The 20,518-nt window shown below is 58.8% G+C and carries 20 protein-coding genes; all 20 read left to right on the forward strand.

Annotated features, from left to right (window positions below):
- The first annotated feature begins 11 nt into the window (after positions 1-11).
- Positions 12-1,034, forward strand: a complete 1,023-nt coding sequence (locus IB243_RS08605; RefSeq protein ID WP_370540326.1) for an RluA family pseudouridine synthase — start codon at positions 12-14, stop codon at positions 1,032-1,034.
- Positions 1,035-1,181: 147 nt separating this feature from the next.
- Positions 1,182-1,919 carry an SMC-Scp complex subunit ScpB gene (scpB, locus tag IB243_RS08610; protein WP_192426293.1) on the forward strand — a complete coding sequence of 246 codons (738 nt, stop codon included), beginning with the start codon at positions 1,182-1,184 and terminating at the stop codon, positions 1,917-1,919.
- Positions 1,919-3,496: a pseudouridine synthase gene (locus IB243_RS08615; RefSeq protein WP_192426295.1), complete on the forward strand. Its 1,578-nt coding sequence runs from the start codon at positions 1,919-1,921 to the stop codon at positions 3,494-3,496. Before scpB ends, IB243_RS08615 begins: the two co-directional genes overlap by 1 nt.
- Before the next feature lie 89 nt (positions 3,497-3,585).
- Positions 3,586-4,011, forward strand: coding sequence for a nucleoside-diphosphate kinase (gene ndk / locus IB243_RS08620; RefSeq protein WP_010464162.1), 426 nt, complete (start codon positions 3,586-3,588; stop codon positions 4,009-4,011).
- 87 nt (positions 4,012-4,098) lie between these two features.
- A complete protein-coding gene (rlmN, locus tag IB243_RS08625) occupies positions 4,099-5,223 on the forward strand; it encodes a 23S rRNA (adenine(2503)-C(2))-methyltransferase RlmN (RefSeq protein ID WP_192426297.1) in 1,125 nt (374 codons plus the stop codon).
- A gap of 36 nt (positions 5,224-5,259) precedes the next feature.
- Positions 5,260-6,096 carry a type IV pilus biogenesis/stability protein PilW gene (gene pilW / locus IB243_RS08630; protein WP_192426299.1) on the forward strand — a complete coding sequence of 279 codons (837 nt, stop codon included), beginning with the start codon at positions 5,260-5,262 and terminating at the stop codon, positions 6,094-6,096.
- Positions 6,089-7,003: a helix-turn-helix domain-containing protein gene (locus IB243_RS08635; RefSeq protein WP_192426301.1), complete on the forward strand. Its 915-nt coding sequence runs from the start codon at positions 6,089-6,091 to the stop codon at positions 7,001-7,003. The genes pilW and IB243_RS08635 overlap by 8 nt, the downstream gene beginning before the upstream one ends.
- A gap of 20 nt (positions 7,004-7,023) precedes the next feature.
- The gene (ispG, locus tag IB243_RS08640; protein WP_029414119.1) at positions 7,024-8,286 is read left to right on the forward strand and encodes a flavodoxin-dependent (E)-4-hydroxy-3-methylbut-2-enyl-diphosphate synthase; all 1,263 of its coding nucleotides are present in this window, start codon (positions 7,024-7,026) and stop codon (positions 8,284-8,286) included.
- A gap of 154 nt (positions 8,287-8,440) precedes the next feature.
- The gene (hisS, locus tag IB243_RS08645; protein ID WP_035198245.1) at positions 8,441-9,706 is read left to right on the forward strand and encodes a histidine--tRNA ligase; all 1,266 of its coding nucleotides are present in this window, start codon (positions 8,441-8,443) and stop codon (positions 9,704-9,706) included.
- Between the two features lie 14 nt (positions 9,707-9,720).
- Positions 9,721-10,407, forward strand: a complete 687-nt coding sequence (locus tag IB243_RS08650) for a tetratricopeptide repeat protein (protein WP_010464170.1) — start codon at positions 9,721-9,723, stop codon at positions 10,405-10,407.
- Positions 10,408-10,409: 2 nt separating this feature from the next.
- A complete protein-coding gene (bamB, locus tag IB243_RS08655; RefSeq protein ID WP_225584803.1) occupies positions 10,410-11,576 on the forward strand; it encodes an outer membrane protein assembly factor BamB in 1,167 nt (388 codons plus the stop codon).
- Between the two features lie 13 nt (positions 11,577-11,589).
- Positions 11,590-12,933 carry a ribosome biogenesis GTPase Der gene (gene der / locus IB243_RS08660; RefSeq protein WP_010464174.1) on the forward strand — a complete coding sequence of 448 codons (1,344 nt, stop codon included), beginning with the start codon at positions 11,590-11,592 and terminating at the stop codon, positions 12,931-12,933.
- A gap of 113 nt (positions 12,934-13,046) precedes the next feature.
- Positions 13,047-13,301, forward strand: coding sequence for an RNA chaperone Hfq (gene hfq / locus IB243_RS08665; RefSeq protein WP_010464175.1), 255 nt, complete (start codon positions 13,047-13,049; stop codon positions 13,299-13,301).
- Positions 13,302-13,370: 69 nt separating this feature from the next.
- Positions 13,371-14,537: a GTPase HflX gene (hflX, locus tag IB243_RS08670; RefSeq protein WP_192426303.1), complete on the forward strand. Its 1,167-nt coding sequence runs from the start codon at positions 13,371-13,373 to the stop codon at positions 14,535-14,537.
- A gap of 54 nt (positions 14,538-14,591) precedes the next feature.
- On the forward strand, positions 14,592-15,968 hold the full coding sequence (gene hflK, locus IB243_RS08675; RefSeq protein WP_029414121.1) for an FtsH protease activity modulator HflK: 1,377 nt from the start codon (positions 14,592-14,594) through the stop codon (positions 15,966-15,968).
- A gap of 9 nt (positions 15,969-15,977) precedes the next feature.
- Positions 15,978-16,886: a protease modulator HflC gene (hflC, locus tag IB243_RS08680; RefSeq protein ID WP_057269825.1), complete on the forward strand. Its 909-nt coding sequence runs from the start codon at positions 15,978-15,980 to the stop codon at positions 16,884-16,886.
- A gap of 31 nt (positions 16,887-16,917) precedes the next feature.
- Positions 16,918-17,100 (forward strand): DUF2065 domain-containing protein, encoded by a 183-nt coding sequence (locus tag IB243_RS08685; RefSeq protein WP_082606886.1) that lies wholly within the window; start codon positions 16,918-16,920, stop codon positions 17,098-17,100.
- A 90-nt stretch (positions 17,101-17,190) separates the two neighbouring features.
- The gene (locus tag IB243_RS08690) at positions 17,191-18,339 is read left to right on the forward strand and encodes an ATP phosphoribosyltransferase regulatory subunit (protein WP_057227132.1); all 1,149 of its coding nucleotides are present in this window, start codon (positions 17,191-17,193) and stop codon (positions 18,337-18,339) included.
- Between the two features lie 27 nt (positions 18,340-18,366).
- Positions 18,367-19,743 carry an adenylosuccinate synthase gene (locus IB243_RS08695; RefSeq protein ID WP_057227134.1) on the forward strand — a complete coding sequence of 459 codons (1,377 nt, stop codon included), beginning with the start codon at positions 18,367-18,369 and terminating at the stop codon, positions 19,741-19,743.
- A 57-nt stretch (positions 19,744-19,800) separates the two neighbouring features.
- Positions 19,801-20,325 carry a phosphoribosyltransferase gene (locus IB243_RS08700; protein ID WP_010464186.1) on the forward strand — a complete coding sequence of 175 codons (525 nt, stop codon included), beginning with the start codon at positions 19,801-19,803 and terminating at the stop codon, positions 20,323-20,325.
- Positions 20,326-20,518: the final 193 nt, after the last annotated feature.

Raw genomic sequence — 20,518 nt, forward strand, 5'->3', positions numbered from 1 at the left:
CTGTACCGCCCGTGGGTGCAATCGGTGATGTGCAGGACCCGGCCCGAACCGTGGATGACCTGCTGAACGAAGAGTCGGAGGGGCTTGCGGACGAATCAGGGAGCGAACTTCGCTCTGCGCAGATCGGCGCTGGGCAACATGCCGCACGGCTGGACCGGGCGCTGGCCGATCTGGTTCCCGAGTTCTCGCGCAGCTATCTGCAACAGTTGCTGGCGCAGGGGCTGGTCAGCCTCAATGGCAAGCCGGTCACCAAGGTCGCTACCCGCGTGAAGGTAGGCGATCAGGTGGTGCTGGAAATGCGGCCCACCCTACAAAGCCAGGCTTTCCGGCCCGAGCCCATGGAGATCGAGGTCGTCCATGAGGACGCACATCTGCTGGTAGTGAACAAGCCAGCAGGCCTGGTGGTCCATCCAGCCCCCGGGAACTGGAGTGGCACCTTGCTCAACGGCCTGCTCGCCCGCGACGAAAAAGCACTGACCGTGCCGCGTGCCGGCATCGTCCACCGGCTCGACAAGGACACGAGTGGCTTGATGGTGGTGGCACGGGATCGCTCCACCATGGACGCGCTGGTCGCACTGATCGCGGAGCGCAAGGTGCAGCGCCAGTACCTGGCCCTGGCCCACGGCGCATGGTCAGGTTCCAAGAGCCGCACGGTGGATGCTCCCATCGGCCGAGATCCACGCAACCGACTGCGCATGGCTGTGGTGGACCTGGCGCTCCATGCGGGCAAGCTGGCGCGGACCGACGTGCGCTGGTTGGCTGGTTCGGACGAAGGCTGTTGGGTGCAATGCACGCTGCACACCGGGCGTACCCACCAGATACGGGTGCACATGGCATCCCTGAAGCACCCGCTGGTGGGGGACAGCCTCTATGGGGGCGCGCCGGTTGGCGCGATGCAGCGGCAGGCCCTTCACGCCTACCGCCTGGCTTTTGTGCATCCAGTTACGGGCGAGGCGCTGGAATTCCATGCGCCCGTGCCCGAAGACATGCGCCAGGCCCTCTCCTTGTGGGGGCTGGGCTACAATGCGCCCTGACGGCCAGACTGGCCCCAGCCCGTAGACGGAATCCCGCCGGGCTCTTGCGTCGCGCCAGCGCCCTTGCACAGCGCGCCATTGATTGCCCCCTGCTGTTGATGTGCCACCCGTTGCAACGCGTGGCACTTTTCCAGGAATCGCTGAACCATGAACACGGTGGATGCCAAACGGGTCCTCGAAACTGCGCTGATCTGCGCGCAGCAGCCTGTGCCCCTGCGCGAGCTGCGAGTGCTTTTTAATGATGCATTGGGGTCGGACACGCTCAAGGTGCTGCTGCAGGAGTTGCAGCTGGAATGGGCGCAGCGGGGTGTAGAGCTGGTTCAGGTGGCCACAGGGTGGCGCTTCCAGAGCCGTCCCGAAATGCGTGAATACCTCGACCGGTTGCACCCCGAAAAGCCTCCGCGCTATTCGAGGGCCACCATGGAGACACTGGCGATCATTGCATATCGCCAGCCCGTAACACGGGGCGACATTGAGGACATCCGGGGGGTGACGGTCAATAGCCTGATCGTCAAGCAGTTGGAAGACCGTGGCTGGGTCGAGGTCATCGGTCACCGGGAAACGGTGGGGCGCCCGGCGCTGTTTGCAACCACCCGGCAGTTCCTGGATGACATGGGATTGCAGTCGCTGGATCAATTGCCGGTGCTCGATGATCCCTCAGGCAATGCGAACGTGTTGGAGGCAATGGCTGCTGCTGCGCAGGGAGTGATAGAGCCAGAGGCTGAGCTGGTGGCGGTGGGCGCAGATGCCCAGTCACTTGAGTCTTCAGAGACTGCTGCTGCCAGTGGGCAGTGGCCGCAGGTGGACGATTTTTTTCAGAATGTGGAGACGGATCTCCGCGATGACGATGCCGATACCCCGGGTGGTATCCAGGGAAATACTTGATGAACGACTCGACCCCCGAAATTCCGGCTGATCTGCCGGAGGCTGATCCTTCAGCGGCTGCCGCAGCGCCCAAAAAGGTCGCTGCCAAACGTGCTCCGCGCAAGAAGAAGGCCGAGCCAGTGGACAACGTGGAAGCCGAGGGCGGCGCTGTTGCGGATGGGCGGGATGCTGCCACGGCACCAGCCCCGGCCGTCGAGTTGCTGTCCCGGTCTCTTCAGCAGAATGTGCCTGTGGATGCACTGGTTGTGGCCGAGCCTGCAACGGTTCAGGCAGGTGTTCCTGACGCGATGAACGCGCCAGGCCAAGGCGAGCGCCAGCACCGTGGGGACGCCAGGGGGCGGCAACCACGCGCCGAAGGGACTGCTCGGGACAAGCGCAAAGCCGTTGTGCCTGCTGTGCAGGGTTATGAGTTTGAAGATGTGGTGTCGGGCCGCTTTGACGAGGACGATGCCTCTGCAGAGACGGTTCCCGCCAAGCGCGTGTTGTTGCCCCAGGTGGAAACTCCGAAGCTCCACAAGGTGCTGGCCCAGGCGGGGTTGGGCTCGCGTCTGGAGATGGAGCAGCTCATTCTGGAAGGTCGCATCTCGGTGAACAATGAGCCTGCCCATATCGGGCAGCGCATCCAGTTCGGCGACCAGGTCAAGGTCAATGGCAAACCCATCCGCTACCGCATCGACCCTCCCCCTGCGCGCGTGATTGCGTACCACAAGCCTGTGGGCGAAGTGGTGACCCATGACGATCCGCAGAACCGGCCCACCGTCTTTCGTAAGCTTCCCCGGCTCATGCAGGGCAAGTGGCAGTCGGTTGGACGTCTGGATCTGAATACCGAAGGCCTGCTGCTGTTCACCAGTTCGGGCGAGCTGGCCAACAAGTTGATGCATCCCCGTTTCGGACTGGAGCGCGAATACGCCGTGCGTGTGCTCGGCGCCCTCAGCAACGAGGAGAAGCAGAAGTTGCTGGATGGTGTGCGCCTAGACGATGGCATGGCGTCGTTTGGTTCTATCGAGGACGGTGGCGGCGAAGGGTCTAACTGCTGGTACAGGGTCACCATTTCCGAAGGGCGCAACCGTGAGGTGCGTCGCATGCTCGAATCTGTGGGTCACGCGGTCAGCCGACTGATCCGTATCCGTTATGGGGCCATGGTTCTACCGCGTGGACTCAAGCGTGGCGCCTGGCTGGAGCTTGACGAGGGTGATATCCGCGCCCTGGTACAGGCGGCTGGTGCGGGGCGCCCGGAGGCTGTTGAAGGCCGTCCGGAAGAAGGTTCGGAGGCTGCTGGGGGGCGGGGGGGTGGCAACAAGCGCAACCGTGGGCGCAGTGGCCCCCGTGTGGGTGATGGTCCGCGCCGCGACATGTCGCAGGGGGCATCGGGTGGTCCCCGTGGTCAGAAACCGCGCCGCGACGGAGGGCAGGGTTCCGACCGTGGTAACGGTGGTGGTGACCGCCAGCGCGGAGCCGCACAACCCGACCCGATGAAAACATCGGTAGGCTATATCGGCATGGACAGTCTTTCGCGGCACCGCCAGGACAAGCGACGCCCCGGTGGGGGGGGGCCTCGTCGCGGAGGCGGGCGCTAAGCGCGCGTAGCGCAGGTCTCCCCGGTTAGAATCGAGGGCTTTGTCCGGTGGGCAAACGAAATACAGCAACATCAATTCAGGAAATTACTATGGCAATCGAACGCACTCTCTCCATCATCAAGCCCGACGCAGTGGCCAAGAATGTTATTGGTCAGATCTATGCACGCTTTGAAGCGGCTGGCCTCAAGGTTGTGGCAGCACGCATGGCCCACCTGTCGCGCCTGGAAGCCGAGCAGTTCTACGCAGTGCACAAAGCGCGTCCTTTCTTCAAGGACCTGGTGGACTTCATGATCTCCGGCCCTGTGATGATCCAAGCCCTGGAAGGCGAAAACGCGATTCTGAAGAATCGCGAACTCATGGGTGCTACGGACCCCAAGAAGGCAGAAGCTGGCACCATCCGCGCCGACTTCGCTGACAGCATCGATGCCAACGCAGTGCATGGCTCCGACGCGGCTGAAACGGCCCAGGCAGAAGTGGCTTTCTTCTTCCCAGGCCTGAACATCTACTCGCGCTGATATGGGTGTCCCCATGCCTGTTCCCGCAAACGTGGGAGACCTGCGCCATGGGGACGACTGCGTTCGGCCCATCCAGGGGGGAGCGCAGTGACGACCACCAATCTATTGGAATTTGACCTCGACGGTCTGGCGGCCTTCTGCCAGCAGTTGGGTGAAAAGCGGTTTCGCGCCACCCAGCTGTTTCGATGGATTCATCAGCGCGGCGCCAGTGACTTTGACGCCATGAGCGACCTGGCCAAGGCCTTGCGCGACAAGCTTAAAGGCTGCGCTCGTGTCGAAGCCCTACCCGTCGTCTCCGAACATGTTTCCTCAGACGGCACGGTGAAGTGGCTGTTTGACGTGGGAGATGGGAATGCGGTCGAGGCTGTTTTCATTCCTGAGGATGACCGGGGAACTCTGTGCATTTCCTCGCAGGCCGGCTGCGCTGTGGGGTGTCGTTTTTGCTCCACGGGGCACCAGGGTTTCAGCAGGAATCTGACTACGGGTGAGATCATCGCCCAGCTTTGGTTTGCTGAACATTCCTTGCGTCAACGCCTCAAGTCCGAGGACCGCGTCATCTCGAACGTGGTGATGATGGGGATGGGCGAGCCTCTGCAAAACTACTCGGCTCTCGTGCCTGCCTTGCGCGCCATGTTGGATGACCACGGGTATGGTTTGTCGCGTCGGCGGGTGACCGTGTCCACGTCGGGCGTGGTTCCAATGATGGACCGCCTGTCCCAGGATTGTCCTGTGGCCCTGGCAGTGTCGCTGCACGCACCGAACGATCCGCTGCGCGATAACCTGGTGCCGCTGAATCGCAAGTACCCTATTGACGAATTGTTGGGTGCCTGCAATCGCTATCTAGCGCATGCGCCGCGTGACTTCATCACGTTTGAGTACTGCATGCTCGACGGGGTCAATGATCAGGTGGAGCATGCGCGGCAGTTGATCGAATTGGTCAAGCCGGTCCGAGGGGAAGGGGTGCGCTGCAAATTCAACCTCATCCCTTTTAATCCTTTTCCTGCATCGGGGCTTTTGCGTTCGCCGCAGAGCCAGGTGCTGGCCTTTGCCAAAGTCTTGAGCGAAGCGGGTATTGTCACGACTGTGCGCAAGACGCGCGGGGATGATATCGACGCTGCGTGTGGCCAACTTGCGGGGGATGTCAAGGACCGCACGCGGGCTGCTGAGCGCATGGCAAAGCAGCGGACAATCGTGCTCAAACCGGTGACTTGATCAGCAAGCAATCGGCATACTTCAAGGAGGCTCTACATGGTGGGATTGATTGGACGCTGGCAGCAATGGGGCCGCTGGACGCTCACGGCATGTAGTGTGGCTGCCTGTGTGGCGGCACTTCAGGGGTGTGCTACCACCAACAATGGGATGCCTGCCGCCGATACCAATGCCGGATTGATTACTCCATCCGACGAGCCAGAAACGAGGCGCCGCGCCCGCATACGCCTGGAGCTTGCTTCCAACTACTTCGAGAATGGCCAGACGGCCGTAGCGCTCGACGAAGTCAAACAGGCGTTGGCGGCTGATCCCACGTATGCCGACGCTTTCAATCTCCGCGGTCTCATTTACATGCGGTTGGGCGACCTTGTCCAGGCTGATGATAGCTTTCGCAGAGCACTGGCTTTGCGCGGGGGAGATCCCAATCTGCTGCACAACTATGGATGGTTGTTGTGTCAGCAGCAAAAATATGCGGAAGCGGATCAGCATTTTGCTCGGGCCCTCACCAGTCCGTCTTACACGGCGCGCAGCAAGACGTTGATGGCCCGAGGACTTTGCCAGTCGGGTGCTGGCCAGTTCGCGGAGGCTGAGCAGTCCATGCTGAAGGCCTATGAGCTGGATGCGGCGAATCCTGTGGTGGGTTACCACTTGGCGGCGCTTTTGTTGCGGCGCAATGAATTGACCCGGGCGCAGTTCTATATCCGGCGCCTCAACAATAGCCAGTTTGCCAACTCCGAGTCGTTGTGGTTGGGAATCAAGGTGGAGCGCACTTTGGGCGACTCCGTGGCCATGAAGCAACTGGCGGACCAGTTGCGCAAGCGTTTCCCGGATTCGCGGGAATTGGGTGCATTCGAGCGTGGGGCTTTCAATGAGTGAGGTTTTGGAGAGTGACGGGGCCACCGCGGGTGGGTTGCTGAGAGAGGCGCGGCAAGCATCTGGTATGCACATCGCTGCCCTGGCTGTGGCGCTGAAGGTACCTGTCAGTAAGCTGGAGGCGCTGGAGGCGGACAACTACGAAGCCTTGCCCGATACGGTGTTTGTGCGCGCGCTTGCTTCCAGCATGTGCAGGACGCTTAAGCTGGATCCCGCGCCGATTCTGTCACTGTTGCCGCAAAGTAAAAGCCCGCGCTTGGCGACCGACAGCGCAGGGCTGAATGCTCCGGTAAAAGGGAGTATTGGGAAGTCGTCTTCCTCCTCGGCGTCCTTTTCGTCGGGATCAACCTCACGGTCTGTGACGGTGGTCGTTTTGGCATTGCTGGTGGGTGCGCTGGTCCTGGTTTTTTTCCCTCGGCCACAGGACGGTGCAACGAGTCCGTCTGCGGCATCTGCGCCCGCCAACCCTGCCGTTAATGTCGTCGAGCAGCAGGCGATCCCGCCCGTAGGGGGTGCTTCGGGTGCAGTATCCGCGGTTGCGGAGCGTGTGCCCGAAAGTCCTCAATCGCCGGCAGTGGGGCGTCCGGAACTGACACGCCCTGCCGCCGTTGCTCCGGTTGCCAACGACGTCGCCTCTGCCCCGGTTGTTGCCGCCAGTGCGGCCACCCCACCGGCAGGTGCGTTGGTGCTGCGCGCGCGCAGTGAATCCTGGGTGCAGGTACGGGACTCGGCAGGCGCTGTGGCATTACAGCGCAATCTGGCGGCAGGTGAGTCGGTGTCGGTCGCTGGACAGATGCCCTTTGCTGTCGTCATCGGTCGTGCAGACGCAACGGAGGTGTTCGTGCGTGGAAAACCTTTTGACTTGACGACGGTTTCGCGTGAAAACGTAGCTCGCTTCGAGGTGAAATAGTGGAAAAGCTACCGTGTGAGATGGATCCCATTGCTATAGCGTCCCCTTTGCCTCGGCGGTCGCGCCAAGCCAGGGTCGTATGGGGTTCGCGCGTGGTAACCGTGGGCGGGGACGCGCCGGTGCGTGTGCAGTCTATGACCAATACCGACACCGTGGATGCCATTGGTACGGCTATACAGGTGAAGGAGTTGGCACAGGCTGGCTCGGAGTTTGTGCGGATTACCGTGAACACCCCCGAGGCGGCGGCGGCAGTGCCTTACATCCGTGAACAGTTGGACCGGATGGGAGAAAGCGTGCCGTTGGTGGGAGATTTCCACTACAACGGACACCGGCTTCTCACCGAATTTCCTGACTGCGCGCAAGCTCTTTCCAAGTACCGCATCAATCCCGGCAACGTTGGCAAGGGCGACAAGCGGGATCGACAATTTGGTCAGATGATTGATGCGGCCATGCGCTGGAACAAGGCCGTGCGGATCGGAGTGAATTGGGGCAGTCTTGACCAGGATTTGCTGGTCAATTTGATGGACACCAACAGCCGTCGCGCCAAGCCTTGGGAGGCGCGCCAGGTCATGTACGAGGCGCTAATCACGTCAGCCATTGAGTCCGCCCATCGGGCGGAAAAAATGGGCCTGGATGGCAATCAGATCATCTTGTCCTGCAAGGTCAGTGGTGTGCAGGACCTGATCTCCGTGTACCGCGAACTTGCGCGTCGCTGTGACTACGCGTTGCACCTGGGACTCACCGAAGCAGGCATGGGCACAAAGGGCACGGTAGCGTCGGCTACCGCGTTGTCTGTGCTGTTGCAAGAGGGGATTGGCGACACCATCCGTGTATCTCTGACCCCCCAGCCTGGTGAAGCGCGCACCCAAGAGGTGGTGGTCGCCTCGGAGATATTGCAGGCATTGGGATTGCGCGTGTTTGTTCCCAGTGTTACCGCGTGCCCAGGTTGTGGCCGTACCACCAGCACAACATTTCAGGACCTTGCCAAGCAGATCGACGATTTTCTGCGTGCCCAGATGCCTGTGTGGCGCGTTCGCTATCCCGGCGTCGAAAATTTACGCGTCGCAGTGATGGGATGCATCGTCAATGGCCCTGGAGAGAGCAAACACGCAGACATCGGCATCAGCCTCCCTGGCACGGGGGAGGCTCCTGCCGCGCCTGTGTTTATCGATGGCGAAAAGGCCATGACGCTGCGTGGTGACAACATTGCCAATGAGTTCCATCAAATTGTCGAGCAGTACATTGAGAAGCGCTTTGGCGCTGCCGTCGTGTCTGCGGCCTGAGTTTCGCTCGCTTTGCCTTTGATTGCTGCTCAGCTGCCTGCTGTGGCGGCAGCAATGCCTTTCCAAGAACTGCCAGATAGAGAAAAGAACAGTTGTGAGTAACGAAAAAAGCACTTTGGCGCCCAAGCCGGAAAAATTGGTCGCCGTGAAAGGCATGAACGATATCTTGCCTCCGGAATCTGCCCGCTGGGAGTGGCTAGAGTCAAAGGTCCGCGACCTCATGGCGCGCTATGCCTATCGCAATATCCGTACGCCGATCGTTGAACCTACGCCGCTCTTTGTGCGGGGGCTTGGGGAGGTCACCGATATTGTGGAAAAAGAGATGTACTCTTTTGAGGATCGTCTCAATGGTGAGCATCTCACTTTGCGTCCTGAGGCGACTGCCGGGGTTGTCCGAGCCGTCGCAGAGCATTCCATGCTGTATGACGGAGGCAAGCGCCTCTACTACATGGGGCCCATGTTCCGTCACGAGCGTCCGCAGCGGGGGCGATACCGCCAGTTCCACCAGATTGGGGCTGAAGCGCTGGGTTTTCCTGGCGCCGAGGTCGACGCGGAATTGATCTTGCTCGCCCAGGCATTGTGGCGTGAACTGGGCTTGCAGAACGTGCGGCTGGAACTAAACAGCCTGGGTGAGCCGCATGAACGCAAGGCCCACCGTGCTGCGCTGATTTCCTACCTAGAGCAGCATATGGATGTGTTGGATGAAGAGGCGCGCCGACGTTTGCACAGCAATCCGTTGCGCATTCTGGATACCAAGAATCCTGCTATGCAATCCATGGTGGAAGCTGCGCCTCGTTTGATCGATTTTTTGGGGCCTCAGTCACTCGCGCATTTCGATGCCGTCAAGTCCATCCTGAGCGCCAACGGAGTCTCCTGGACTGTCAATCCGCGGCTTGTTCGGGGTATGGACTACTACAACCTGACGGTTTTTGAATTCGTCACCGATCAGTTGGGCTCGCAGGGCACGATTTGCGGCGGCGGTCGCTATGACTACCTGATCGAGCAGATCGGTGGCAAGGCTGCGCCTGCGGTGGGATGGGCGCTGGGGGTTGAGCGTGTGCTTGAACTTCTCAAGGAACAAGCCAGTACGCTACCTGCCCTGTCGCCTGACGTTTATGCCGTGATTCCATCCGTGGCGGCTCTACCAGTGGCTGTGACCACCATCGAGCGGTTGCGGCAGCTTGGTGTCAGTGTACAAATGCACGCTGCGCCCGCTGGGGGTGAGGGCATGGGCAGCATGAAATCCCAATTCAAGAAGGCAGATGCGAGTGGCGCGCTTTACGCGCTGGTCTTCGGCGAAGATGAGCTGTCCCGTGGGATGGTTGTTGTCAAGTCATTGCGTGATGGTGTGGGCGCACAGTCCGACCACACTCTGGATTCCCTGGCCGAATGGGCGCCCACCCTACAATCCAACCGCTAAACAGAACACATTCCATGGCAAATCACCTCGATCTCGAAGAACAAGAGCAGCTTGATCAGCTCAAGCATTTCTGGAACACCTGGGGAACGCTGATCAGTTCGGTGCTGATTTTGGTAGCGGGCTCTTTGGTCGCTTGGAACGGATATCAATATTGGCAGAACCGGCAGGCGGGCCAGGCCGCAGCGCTCTATGACGCTGTGGAGGTGGCAGCCCGGGCAGGTGACCAAAATCGGATGGCGCAGGCGTTTGCTGACCTGAAGGCCAAGTACGCAGGCACGACCCAGGCCAGTCAGGCGGGGCTTGCGTTGGCCAAGACCATGGTGGATACAGGCAATGCCGATGGCGCCAAAGAGGCACTCGGTTGGGTGGCGACCCAGTCGGGAGATGATGGCCTTAAGGCCTTGGCCAAATTGCGCCTGGCCAGCGTGCTAATGGATCAAAAAAACTACGACGAAGCACTCAAACAGCTGTCTGGCAGTGCTCCGCTGGAGTTTGATGCTGTGTTTGCAGATCGTAGAGGCGACATCTATCTTTTGCAGGAAAAACGTGCAGAAGCCATTGCTGAGTACGCCAAGGCCTATAAGTCTCTTGAAGACAGTGTTGAGTACCGTCGCCTTGTGGAGGTCAAGCTTGGGGCTTTGGGTGTCTCTCCCCAAGGTGTTGCGATGGCTGCCGCTGGATCCATAGACGGAGTGAAATAACCATGGCGTTCATTCGTGAAAACGAGGCGAAGTGCGGGTTGTTTGGGTTGCGATGCATTGTCTCGGGGGTCTTGGTGGCCACATTGGCAGGATGCTCGCTATGGAGCAGTGGCGCCGCCAAGCCTGTGCCTGCTGATCTGGGAGCCAATGTCGCAGTGCTTGGCGTGCGGCAGGCCTGGACCAACCGGATTGGCAGTGTTGCTGGCTTGCCCCTTGATATCCACACGGCAGGCAATGTCGTTACTGTCGCATCTTCCGATGGGATTGTGGCTGCGATCGACGCCCGCACCGGCGGGGATGTATGGCGCGCGGCGCTGGCAGAGCCGTTGTCTGCGGGGGTTGGAAGTGACGGCAAGTCGGCCGCAGTTGTTTCCCGCAGCAATGCGCTGATCGTTTTGGATGCTGGCCGTGAGCGGTGGCGCCAATCACTGGCTGCGCAAGTATTTACTCCTCCCCTTGTCGCTGGCGGACGCGTATTTGTACTCTCGGCCGATCGTTCCTTAGCGGCCTTCGATGCTGCGACGGGGCACAAACTCTGGAGCCAGCAGCGCTCTGGAGACCCCTTGATTTTGCGTCAGGCAGGCGTTCTTCTGGCGGTTGGCGATACGTTGGTGGCGGGTTTTGCCGGCCGTATCGTGGGCTTGAATCCAGACAATGGCAGTGTGCGCTGGGAAGCTCCGTTAGCCAGTTCGCGCGGTACCAACGATGTTGAGCGTTTGGTAGAGCTGGTCGGGCGCACCAGCAGAGTGGGCGATTCCATCTGTGCGCGTGCATTTCAGACAGCTGTAGGTTGTGTCAATGCTGCCAGGGGTTCGGTGGCTTGGGCGCAGCCGGCCAATGGTGCCGATGGTGTGCATGGTGACGGGGAGGCTCTGTTCGGTGCAGAGAGCAATGGCACGGTGGTTGGGTGGCGCCGCAGCGATGGTTCGCGTCTATGGACGACTGACAGGCTCAAGCACCGCAAACTGACGGCGCCTCTGCTGCTAGGGCGCTCGGTGGTGATTGGGGACGACACAGGCCTCATTCATCTGCTATCCCGTACGGATGGTTCTCCGCTCAACCGCATGGCCACGGATGGTTCAGGTATTGCCGCAGCACCCGCTGTGGCCGCCGATACGTTGGTAGTGGTTACTCGCAATGGTGGTGTCTACGGATTCCGTCCAGATTGATGGATTTTATTTAATGAAGCCAGTTATCGCCCTCGTGGGGCGTCCGAATGTCGGCAAGTCCACGCTCTTCAACCGCCTGACCAAGTCCCGCGACGCCATTGTTGCGGATTTCGCAGGGCTTACGCGTGACCGGCATTACGGTAATGGCAAGCAAGGTAAGCACGAATACATCGTTATCGATACAGGAGGCTTTGAGCCTGATGCGTCGAGTGGTATCTACAAGGAAATGGCCAAGCAGACTCAGCAGGCTGTCGCCGAAGCCGATGTGGTCATTTTTGTAGTAGATGCCCGTGCAGGCGTGTCAGCACAAGATCATGACATTGCGAATTATTTGCGCCGTCTTGGCAAGCCTTGTGTTCTCGTTGCCAACAAGGCAGAAGGCATGCTTGAAGGCGTGCAACTCGCCGAGTTCTATGAGTTGGGCCTGGGCGAGGTCTACCCGGTGTCTGCGGCGCATGGACAGGGTATCCGGAGTTTGGTGGATATTGCCCTTGAGCCCCTACAGCTTCCTGAGCCCGATGACTCCGATGGCGATCCTGACAAGGGCATCATCAAGCTTGCTGTTGCGGGGCGACCGAATGTTGGTAAATCGACGCTGATCAACACGTGGTTGGGCGAGGAGCGCTTGGTTGCCTTCGACATGCCGGGCACGACCCGGGACGCCATTACTGTACCATTTGAGCGCAATGGTCAGCGCTTTGAACTGGTGGACACGGCAGGGTTGCGACGCAAGGGGAAGGTTTTTGAGGCGATCGAAAAGTTCTCGGTCGTCAAGACACTTCAAGCTATTGAGTCGGCCAATGTGGTGCTGCTACTGCTCGATGCGACTCAGGGCGTCACGGACCAGGATGCGCACATCGCGGGATACATCCTTGAGAGTGGCAGGGCGGTGGTTGTTGCTGTGAACAAATGGGATGCGGTCGATGACTACCAGCGCCAGTTGCTGGAGCGGTCTATCGAGACCCGGCTCGCATTTCTGAAGTTCGCATCCTTGCATTTCATTTCGGCCAAAAAACGCCAGGGCCTGGGGCCGCTCTGGACGTCCATTGCGCAGGCGCACAAAGCGGCGACCTGCAAGATGTCGACCCCGATATTGACACGTCTGCTGTTGGAAGCGGTGCAATTCCAGAGCCCCAAACGGGCGGGCATGTTCCGGCCGAAATTGCGATACGCGCACCAGGGTGGCATGAATCCTCCGGTCATCGTTGTCCATGGCAATTCGCTGGAGCATGTCACCGACGCTTACAAGCGTTTTCTGGAAGGTCGTTTCCGAAAAGAGTTTGATTTGGTGGGTACGCCGCTGCGAATAGAGATGAAGACCTCGCACAATCCCTTTGCAGACAAGGACGACGACTGATTCAAAGGTCAAAGGCTCGATCCTTGAAGGGCCATGCGTCCTGAGTCTGGAGCGTGTCTCAGGCTGTGGTAAGGTGCTGGTTTACAACAACATTTTTGAACACGGAGAATATCGTGAGCAATAAAGGCCAACTTTTGCAAGACCCCTTCCTCAACGCCTTGCGTCGGGAGCATGTTCCTGTTTCCATCTATCTCGTGAACGGAATCAAGCTGCAGGGGCAGATCGAGTCGTTTGACCAATACGTCGTGTTGCTGCGCAATACAGTGACCCAGATGGTCTACAAGCACGCCATTTCTACAATCGTGCCAGGCCGCGCGGTCAATTTTTCCACTGCCGATACTTCTGATGCAGATAGCAACAACGCTTAAGTTGTTGTTCCTGAATCCGTCTTCGCCTCTTGTCCTGATCGGGCTAGAGGGCAAACTCCTTTGCATTCGATGACCTCTTCATCGGTAGACGGTACTCCGGTATTGCTCGTGGGGGTGGACTTTGGTCTTCCGCACTTCGATGGTGATCTTGAGGAATTGGGGTTGCTTGCGCAGACAGCTGGCATGAAACCTGTTGGCCGCTTGACTTGCAAGCGGAAAGCTCCGGATGCTGCCTTATTCGTTGGTAGTGGCAAAGCGGATGAAATTCGTACCCTGGCGCAGATGCACGGTGCGGTGGAAGTTCTGTTCGATCAGTCCCTCAGTCCGGCGCAGCAGCGAAATCTGGAGCGTCACTTAGAGCTTCCAGTCAATGACCGCACGTTGCTGATTCTGGAAATTTTTGCCCAGCGCGCCCGCAGTCATGAAGGCAAGCTCCAGGTGGAGCTTGCGAGATTGCAGTATCTCAGTACCCGTCTTGTACGCCGTTGGTCGCATCTGGAGCGCCAAACGGGTGGGATTGGGGCGCGTGGCGGTCCCGGCGAGAAGCAGATTGAGTTGGATCGCCGGATGATCAGTGATGCAGTCAAGCGTACCCGTGACCGCCTGGTGAAGGTCAAGCGTCAGCGGTCCACACAGCGGAGGCAGCGCGAGCGACGTGATACCTTCAACATTTCATTGGTGGGCTACACCAATGCAGGTAAGTCCACACTCTTCAATGCACTGGTGAAGGCGAGATCCTACGCTGCAGACCAGTTGTTTGCGACACTGGATACCACGACACGGCAACTCTATTTGGGTGATGCCGGGCGATCAGTCTCACTGTCCGATACCGTGGGATTTATCCGGGATTTGCCTCACGGCTTGGTGGATGCGTTCCAGGCAACGCTGCAAGAGGCCATTGATGCGGATCTACTGCTTCATGTCGTGGATGCATCCAATCCGGGCTTTCCGGAGCAGATGGCTCAGGTCCAAAAAGTATTGCACGAGATCGGGGCGGCTGACATTCCCCAAATACTAGTGTTCAACAAGCTGGACTCACTGGAGGCCGAGCAGCGCCCGCCGCTTCTTGAGGACCAGTATGACGTCGATGGTCAGTTGTTTCCGCGCCTGTTTGTGAGCGCACGTTCTGGCGAGGGGTTGGGTACGCTGCGCCAAGCGCTCTCATCCCGAGTCGTTGCTGTCCAGGAGCGCATGACCCCTGAAGCCGCCATTGAATTGCCAGGGACCGTGCCCTGATTGGGCACAATGCCAGCATTACCAATGCCATACAGAGAACCAGAGACTTTGCGCATGAATTTCCAAAATCGCACCCTACGCTGGGCATCGTTGCCAGAACGCATTCGGGGCATGTTCAATCTGAATGACCCTCGCTGGGGGCGCGGCGAGGACAACAAGACTGACGATGGCGGACGACCGGATGAGCGGCCTGCTACACCACCACCGGCCGGTAATCGGGGCAACGACCAGCGGCCGAACAATGGGCAACCGCCGGACCTGGATGAACTTTGGCGTGACCTGAACAAGAAGCTCGGAGGCTTCTTTGGTTCCAAGAACGGCGGTGGTCGAGGGCCAGGCAACGGCGGTAGTTCTGGTGGCGGATTTCAGCCGGATATGAAGAGCGCAGGCGTGGGCGTGGGGCTGATCGCAGGGATCGTCTTCGTCATCTGGATGGGGACAGGTTTTTTCATCGTCCAGGAAGGCCAACAGGCCGTCATTACTCAGTTCGGCAAGTACAAAAGCACGGTGGGGGCAGGGTTCAACTGGCGCCTGCCTTACCCCATTGAGCGCCACGAACTGGTCTTTGTGACCCAGATACGGTCCGCAGATGTTGGGCGTGACAGCATCATCAAGAGCACGGGGTTGCGGGAGTCGGCCATGCTCACGGAAGATGAGAATATCGTAGAGATCAAATTTGCCGTTCAGTATCGCTTGAGTGACGCCCGCGCTTGGCTGTTTGAAAGCAAGAACCCGACGGATGCCGTGGTTCAGGCGGCGGAGACGGCAGTTCGCGAAGTGGTTGGAAAGATGCGCATGGATACGGCGTTGGCCGAAGAGCGTGATCAGATTGCACCGCGTGTTCGTACTCTCATGCAAACCATCCTGGATCGCTACAAGGTGGGCGTGGAGGTGGTCGGTATCAATCTGCAGCAAGGTGGGGTGCGCCCTCCAGAGCAGGTGCAGGCCTCCTTTGACGATGTACTCAAAGCGGGCCAGGAACGCGAGCGGGCCAAGAATGAAGCCCAAGCGTACGCGAATGACGTTATCCCTCGGGCCGTGGGTTCTGCATCGCGCCTGAACGAAGAGGCAGCAGCCTATAAGGCGCGGATTGTTGCCCAGGCGCAAGGTGATGCGCAGCGATTTTCTTCCATCCTTGCGGAGTACCAGAAGTCGCCGCAGGTGACCCGTGACCGCATGTACCTGGAGACCATGCAGCAGATTTATGGCAGCGTGACCAAGGTGCTAGTTGAATCGAGACAGGGGTCCAACCTGTTGTATTTGCCACTGGACAAGATCATGCAAAGTGTCGCCAGCGGAGGAGGGGCTTCTGATGCCCCTGCCGCGAGCACTACGGCTCCTGTGGCGGCACCGGCGGTGCCTTCGTCTACTTTCTCTAATGACCCCCGAGCGCGTGACAGCAGTCGTACACGTGATCGTGAATCTCGCTAGGAGCAGCTCGTGAACAGAGTCGGATTTATTGCATCGACCCTCCTGGTGGTACTGGCCCTCATGAGTTCCATGCTTTTTGTGGTGGATCAGCGCCAATTTGGTGTGTTGTATGCGTTGGGGCAGATCAAGGAAGTGATCACCGAGCCGGGTTTGAATTTCAAGCTGCCACCACCCTTCCAGAATGTGTCATACATCGACAAACGCCTTCTGACGCTGGACAGCAGCGATACGGAACCTATGCTGACAGCGGAGAAGCAGCGTGTGGTGATTGATTGGTATGTGCGTTGGCGGATCTCTGAGCCTACGGAGTACATCCGCAATGTCGGTCTGGATGAAAGTGCGGGCGCGATGCAGTTGAACCGAGTTGTCCGCAATGCATTCCAAGAAGAGATCAATAAGCGCACCGTCAAGGAATTGCTTTCCCTCAAGCGGGAAGCATTGATGGCGGATGTGAAGCGTGAGGTGCTGGAGACGGTCCGTGGTGCCAAGCCTTGGGGGGTCGATGTTGTGGATGTACGCATTACCCGCGTCGACTACGTGGAGGCGATTACGGAATCGGTGTATCGGCGCATGGAAGCTGAACGCAAACGGGTGGCCAATGAATTGCGCTCCACGGGGGCGGCAGAGGGTGAAAAAATCCGTGCTGATGCGGATCGCCAGCGTGAAATCACGATCGCCAATGCCTATCGAGATGCTCAGAAGATCAAAGGTGAGGGCGACGCCGAAGCTGCGCGCATTTACGCAGAGGCTTTTGGCCGCGACCCACAGTTTGCGCAGTTCTACCGGAGTCTGGAAGCCTATAAGTCCAGCTTCAACAAGAAAAGCGATGTGATGGTCCTTGACCCATCTTCTTCGGAGTTTTTCAAGACTTTCCGAGGTGGGAATTCAGTGGCTGTACCTGCCGCACCTCGCAAGTAGATCTTGGGCCCGTCGTCGAAGGCTGGCCGCAGTGACTTCTGAAAACCTATGGACAGCACTGGCGCTGGTTCTGGTGATTGAGGGGTTATTGCCTTTCTTTTCACCCCAGAGTTGGCGACGCGCGGTTGCCCAGATTTTGCTGCTGCGGGACGGCCAGGTTCGATTTTTCGCCTTGTTGGCAATCGTCGCTGGTGTGTTGATGCTCTGGCTTTGACCAGCGCATGAGCCGATGGTGGATGGAGTCTCTCGGGACTTCTCTCCGCTCCCGGTAGAATCACGGTTTTAACAGCCCCCCTTTTTCTCCATGTCTGCTTGGGTCCTTCCGGATCACATTGCCGATGTCTTGCCGTCCGAAGCGCGGCACATCGAAGAATTGCGTCGCGGGCTGCTTGATACAGCCCGTTGTTACGGCTATGAGCTGGTCATGCCTCCTTTGCTAGAGCATCTTGAATCTCTGCTGACAGGCACTGGCGAGGCGCTCGATCTCCAGACCTTCAAGCTGGTGGACCAGCTCTCCGGGCGATCCATGGGGCTCAGAGCGGACACCACCCCCCAAGTGGCTCGTATCGATGCGCATCTGCTCAATCGCAAAGGGGTCACCCGCCTTTGCTATTGCGGCCCGGTGCTGCACACACGGCCAGATCGTCCCCATGCGACCCGCGAACCGCTTCAGTTTGGCGCGGAGATCTACGGGCATGCCGGGCTGGAGGCTGATCTTGAGGCATTGCAGTTGGCCCGAGAATGTTTGCGCATTGCCAATGTGCACAACACCACAATTGACCTGGCGGATGTGCGCATCGTCCGAATTCTTCTGGCGGGCGTGCCGTTGAACCCCCAGATCCTGAGTGGTATCCATGCCGCACTTGCGGCCAAGGATGCGGCTGAATTGGCGGCCTTGACCCGCGATTTTCCCCCTGAATCTCGTGAAGGTTTGTTGGCTCTGCTTCAGCTCTATGGAGATCAGGGCGTACTGGTTGAGGCTCAAAAATCTCTCCAGCGCTTTCCTGGCATATCTCAAGTGCTATCAAATTTGAAATGGCTTGCCTCCCGCTTAGAAGGGGCTGCTGTTACTTTCGATCTGGCTGATCTGCGTGGCTATGCGTATTACAGTGGCGCGCGTTTTGCGATCTATGCCCCGGGTGCAAGCGACGCGCTCGTCCGTGGCGGTCGCTATGACGAGGTGGGCGCAGTGTTCGGTCGGACCCGTCCAGCGGCGGGATTCAGTTTGGACATCAAGCAGGTGGTGGGTGTGGTCTCGCCGCGTGCGCTAAAGGCTGCCATCCGCGCCCCCTGGGGGGAGGCCGATGACGTGAATGCCGCAATCGCCGAGCTGCGCAAGGCCGGTGAGACGGTGGTTTGCGTTCTGCCGGGACATGGGAGCGAAGTGGATGAGTTTCACTGCGACAGGGAACTGGTGCAGGTTGCGGGCCAATGGGTCGTGCAGGCTGTTTGAGCAATTGTCAATTGAATTGGGTTTGAGATGAAAGCAACCAAAGGTCGCAACGTAGTGGTAGTCGGAACCCAGTGGGGCGACGAGGGCAAAGGCAAGCTGGTTGACTGGCTGACTGAAAGTGCACAAGGTGTTGTCCGTTTTCAGGGCGGGCACAACGCGGGCCACACATTGGTTATCAATGGGGTCAAGACGGCGCTGCATTTGATCCCCAGCGGCATCATGCGCCCTGGCGTCAAGTGCTATATCGGCAATGGCGTAGTTTTGTCGGCTGCCAAGCTGTTCGAGGAAATCGAAGGGTTGGAGAAAGCAGGTGTTGAGGTCCGCTCGCGCCTGCGTATCAGCGAGGCCTGCCCCTTGATTCTTCCATTCCATGCTGCCATTGATGTGGCGCGCGAAGCTGCCCGTGAACAGGGCGGTACGGAGAAAATTGGAACAACCGGACGAGGGATTGGCCCTGCGTACGAGGACAAGATTGCCCGCCGTGCCTTGCGCGTCCAAGACTTGAAATACCCAGAGCGGTTTGCAGCCAAGCTGCGTGAATTGCTGGATCTCCACAACCACATCCTTACGACCTACCTGCGCTCTGGCTCCTTCATGTTTGGTGATGCCCTCAAGCCTTACATTGAGGGCGGTGAAGTCCAATTCGACGTGGTCTACGCAGAGGCGATGCGCCATGCCGAGTTGCTCAAGCCCATGATGGCGGATGTGTCGCGTGAACTCAACGACGCCCACCGCGATGGCGCCAATCTCCTGTTTGAAGGTGCGCAAGGCACGCTGCTGGATGTGGATCATGGGACCTATCCCTATGTCACGTCCAGCAATTGTGTTGCCGGAAACGCAGCGGCAGGGTCGGGTGTTGGGCCAGGGATGTTGCATTACATCTTGGGCATTACCAAGGCGTATTGCACCCGCGTAGGTGGAGGTCCTTTCCCGACGGAGCTTGATTGGGAAGTTCCGGGAACGCCTGGATATCACATGAGCACCGTGGGCGCAGAGAAGGGGGTGACCACTGGGCGTAGCCGTCGATGCGGCTGGTTTGATGCTGCGTTGCTCAAGCGTAGCGCTCAAGTCAACGGTCTCTCTGGTTTGTGCATTACCAAGTTGGATGTTCTGGACGGTCTCGAAGAGTTGTTGCTTTGTACGGGCTATGAACTCGACGGGGAGCAGATTGATCTCCTGCCCATGGGTGCGGAAGATATTGCGCGGTGCAAGCCGATCTATGAGACCTTGTCCGGCTGGAGTGAGTCCACCGTGGGTGTGACGGACTACGCTAAGTTGCCGCAGAGCGCTCGCCGCTATCTGGAGCGCATTGAGCAGGTTACGGGTGTGCCGATCGACATGATCTCTACCAGCCCCGACCGCGACCACACCATCATGATGCGTCACCCTTATGTCGCAGGCTAGTGGTTTACCGATGCCACTGACTCACAAGCCCGCACCTATCTATCCAGGAGCCATTTCATGTTGACCGAAGACGGCAAGCACCTTTATGTCAGCTATGACGAGTACCACAGTCTCATCGAGAAGCTGGCACTGAAGGTGCATCAATCGGGTTGGGCGTTCGACACGATCCTTTGCCTTGCACGCGGGGGGTTGCGTCCAGGGGATATTCTGAGTCGCATCTTTGACAAGCCTCTGGCCATCATGTCGACGAGTTCTTACCGTGCAGAGGCCGGAACCGTGCAGGGACATCTCGATATTGCGCGTTTCATAACAACGCCCAAGGGTGAAATTGCCGGCAAGGTACTGTTGGTAGATGACCTTGCGGACTCTGGGCACACCTTGCATGCGGTGATTAGCATGCTGAAGACCAACTATGCACCGATCACTGAGTTGCGCAGCGCCGTGATTTGGACCAAGGGCTTGTCGACATTCACTCCGGACTATTCGGTGGAATTTTTGCCGACCAATCCCTGGATTCATCAGCCGTTCGAAGGCTACGACAGCCTTAGCCCGGAGAAGTTGTTGGAGAAGTGGCGGGTGTAGAGGGGTGGTCAAGGGGGGGTTGTCCTATAGGTGAATGCTAAAAATTTCCTCCCATCTTTCTTGCCGCCCCTAAAACTAGTGCTATAGTCGAGGGCTTCGCTACTGAGGCGGTTCTGCAGAAATGCAGAGAGCTGGTTGTTCGGGTGGTGATGGGGCTGAGGCCTTGTTGCTGCAGGGGCTGAGAAGGTGGTGA

It is taken from the genome of Acidovorax sp. ACV01 (assembly GCF_014851495.1).
GTDB lineage: Bacteria > Pseudomonadota > Gammaproteobacteria > Burkholderiales > Burkholderiaceae_C > Acidovorax > Acidovorax radicis.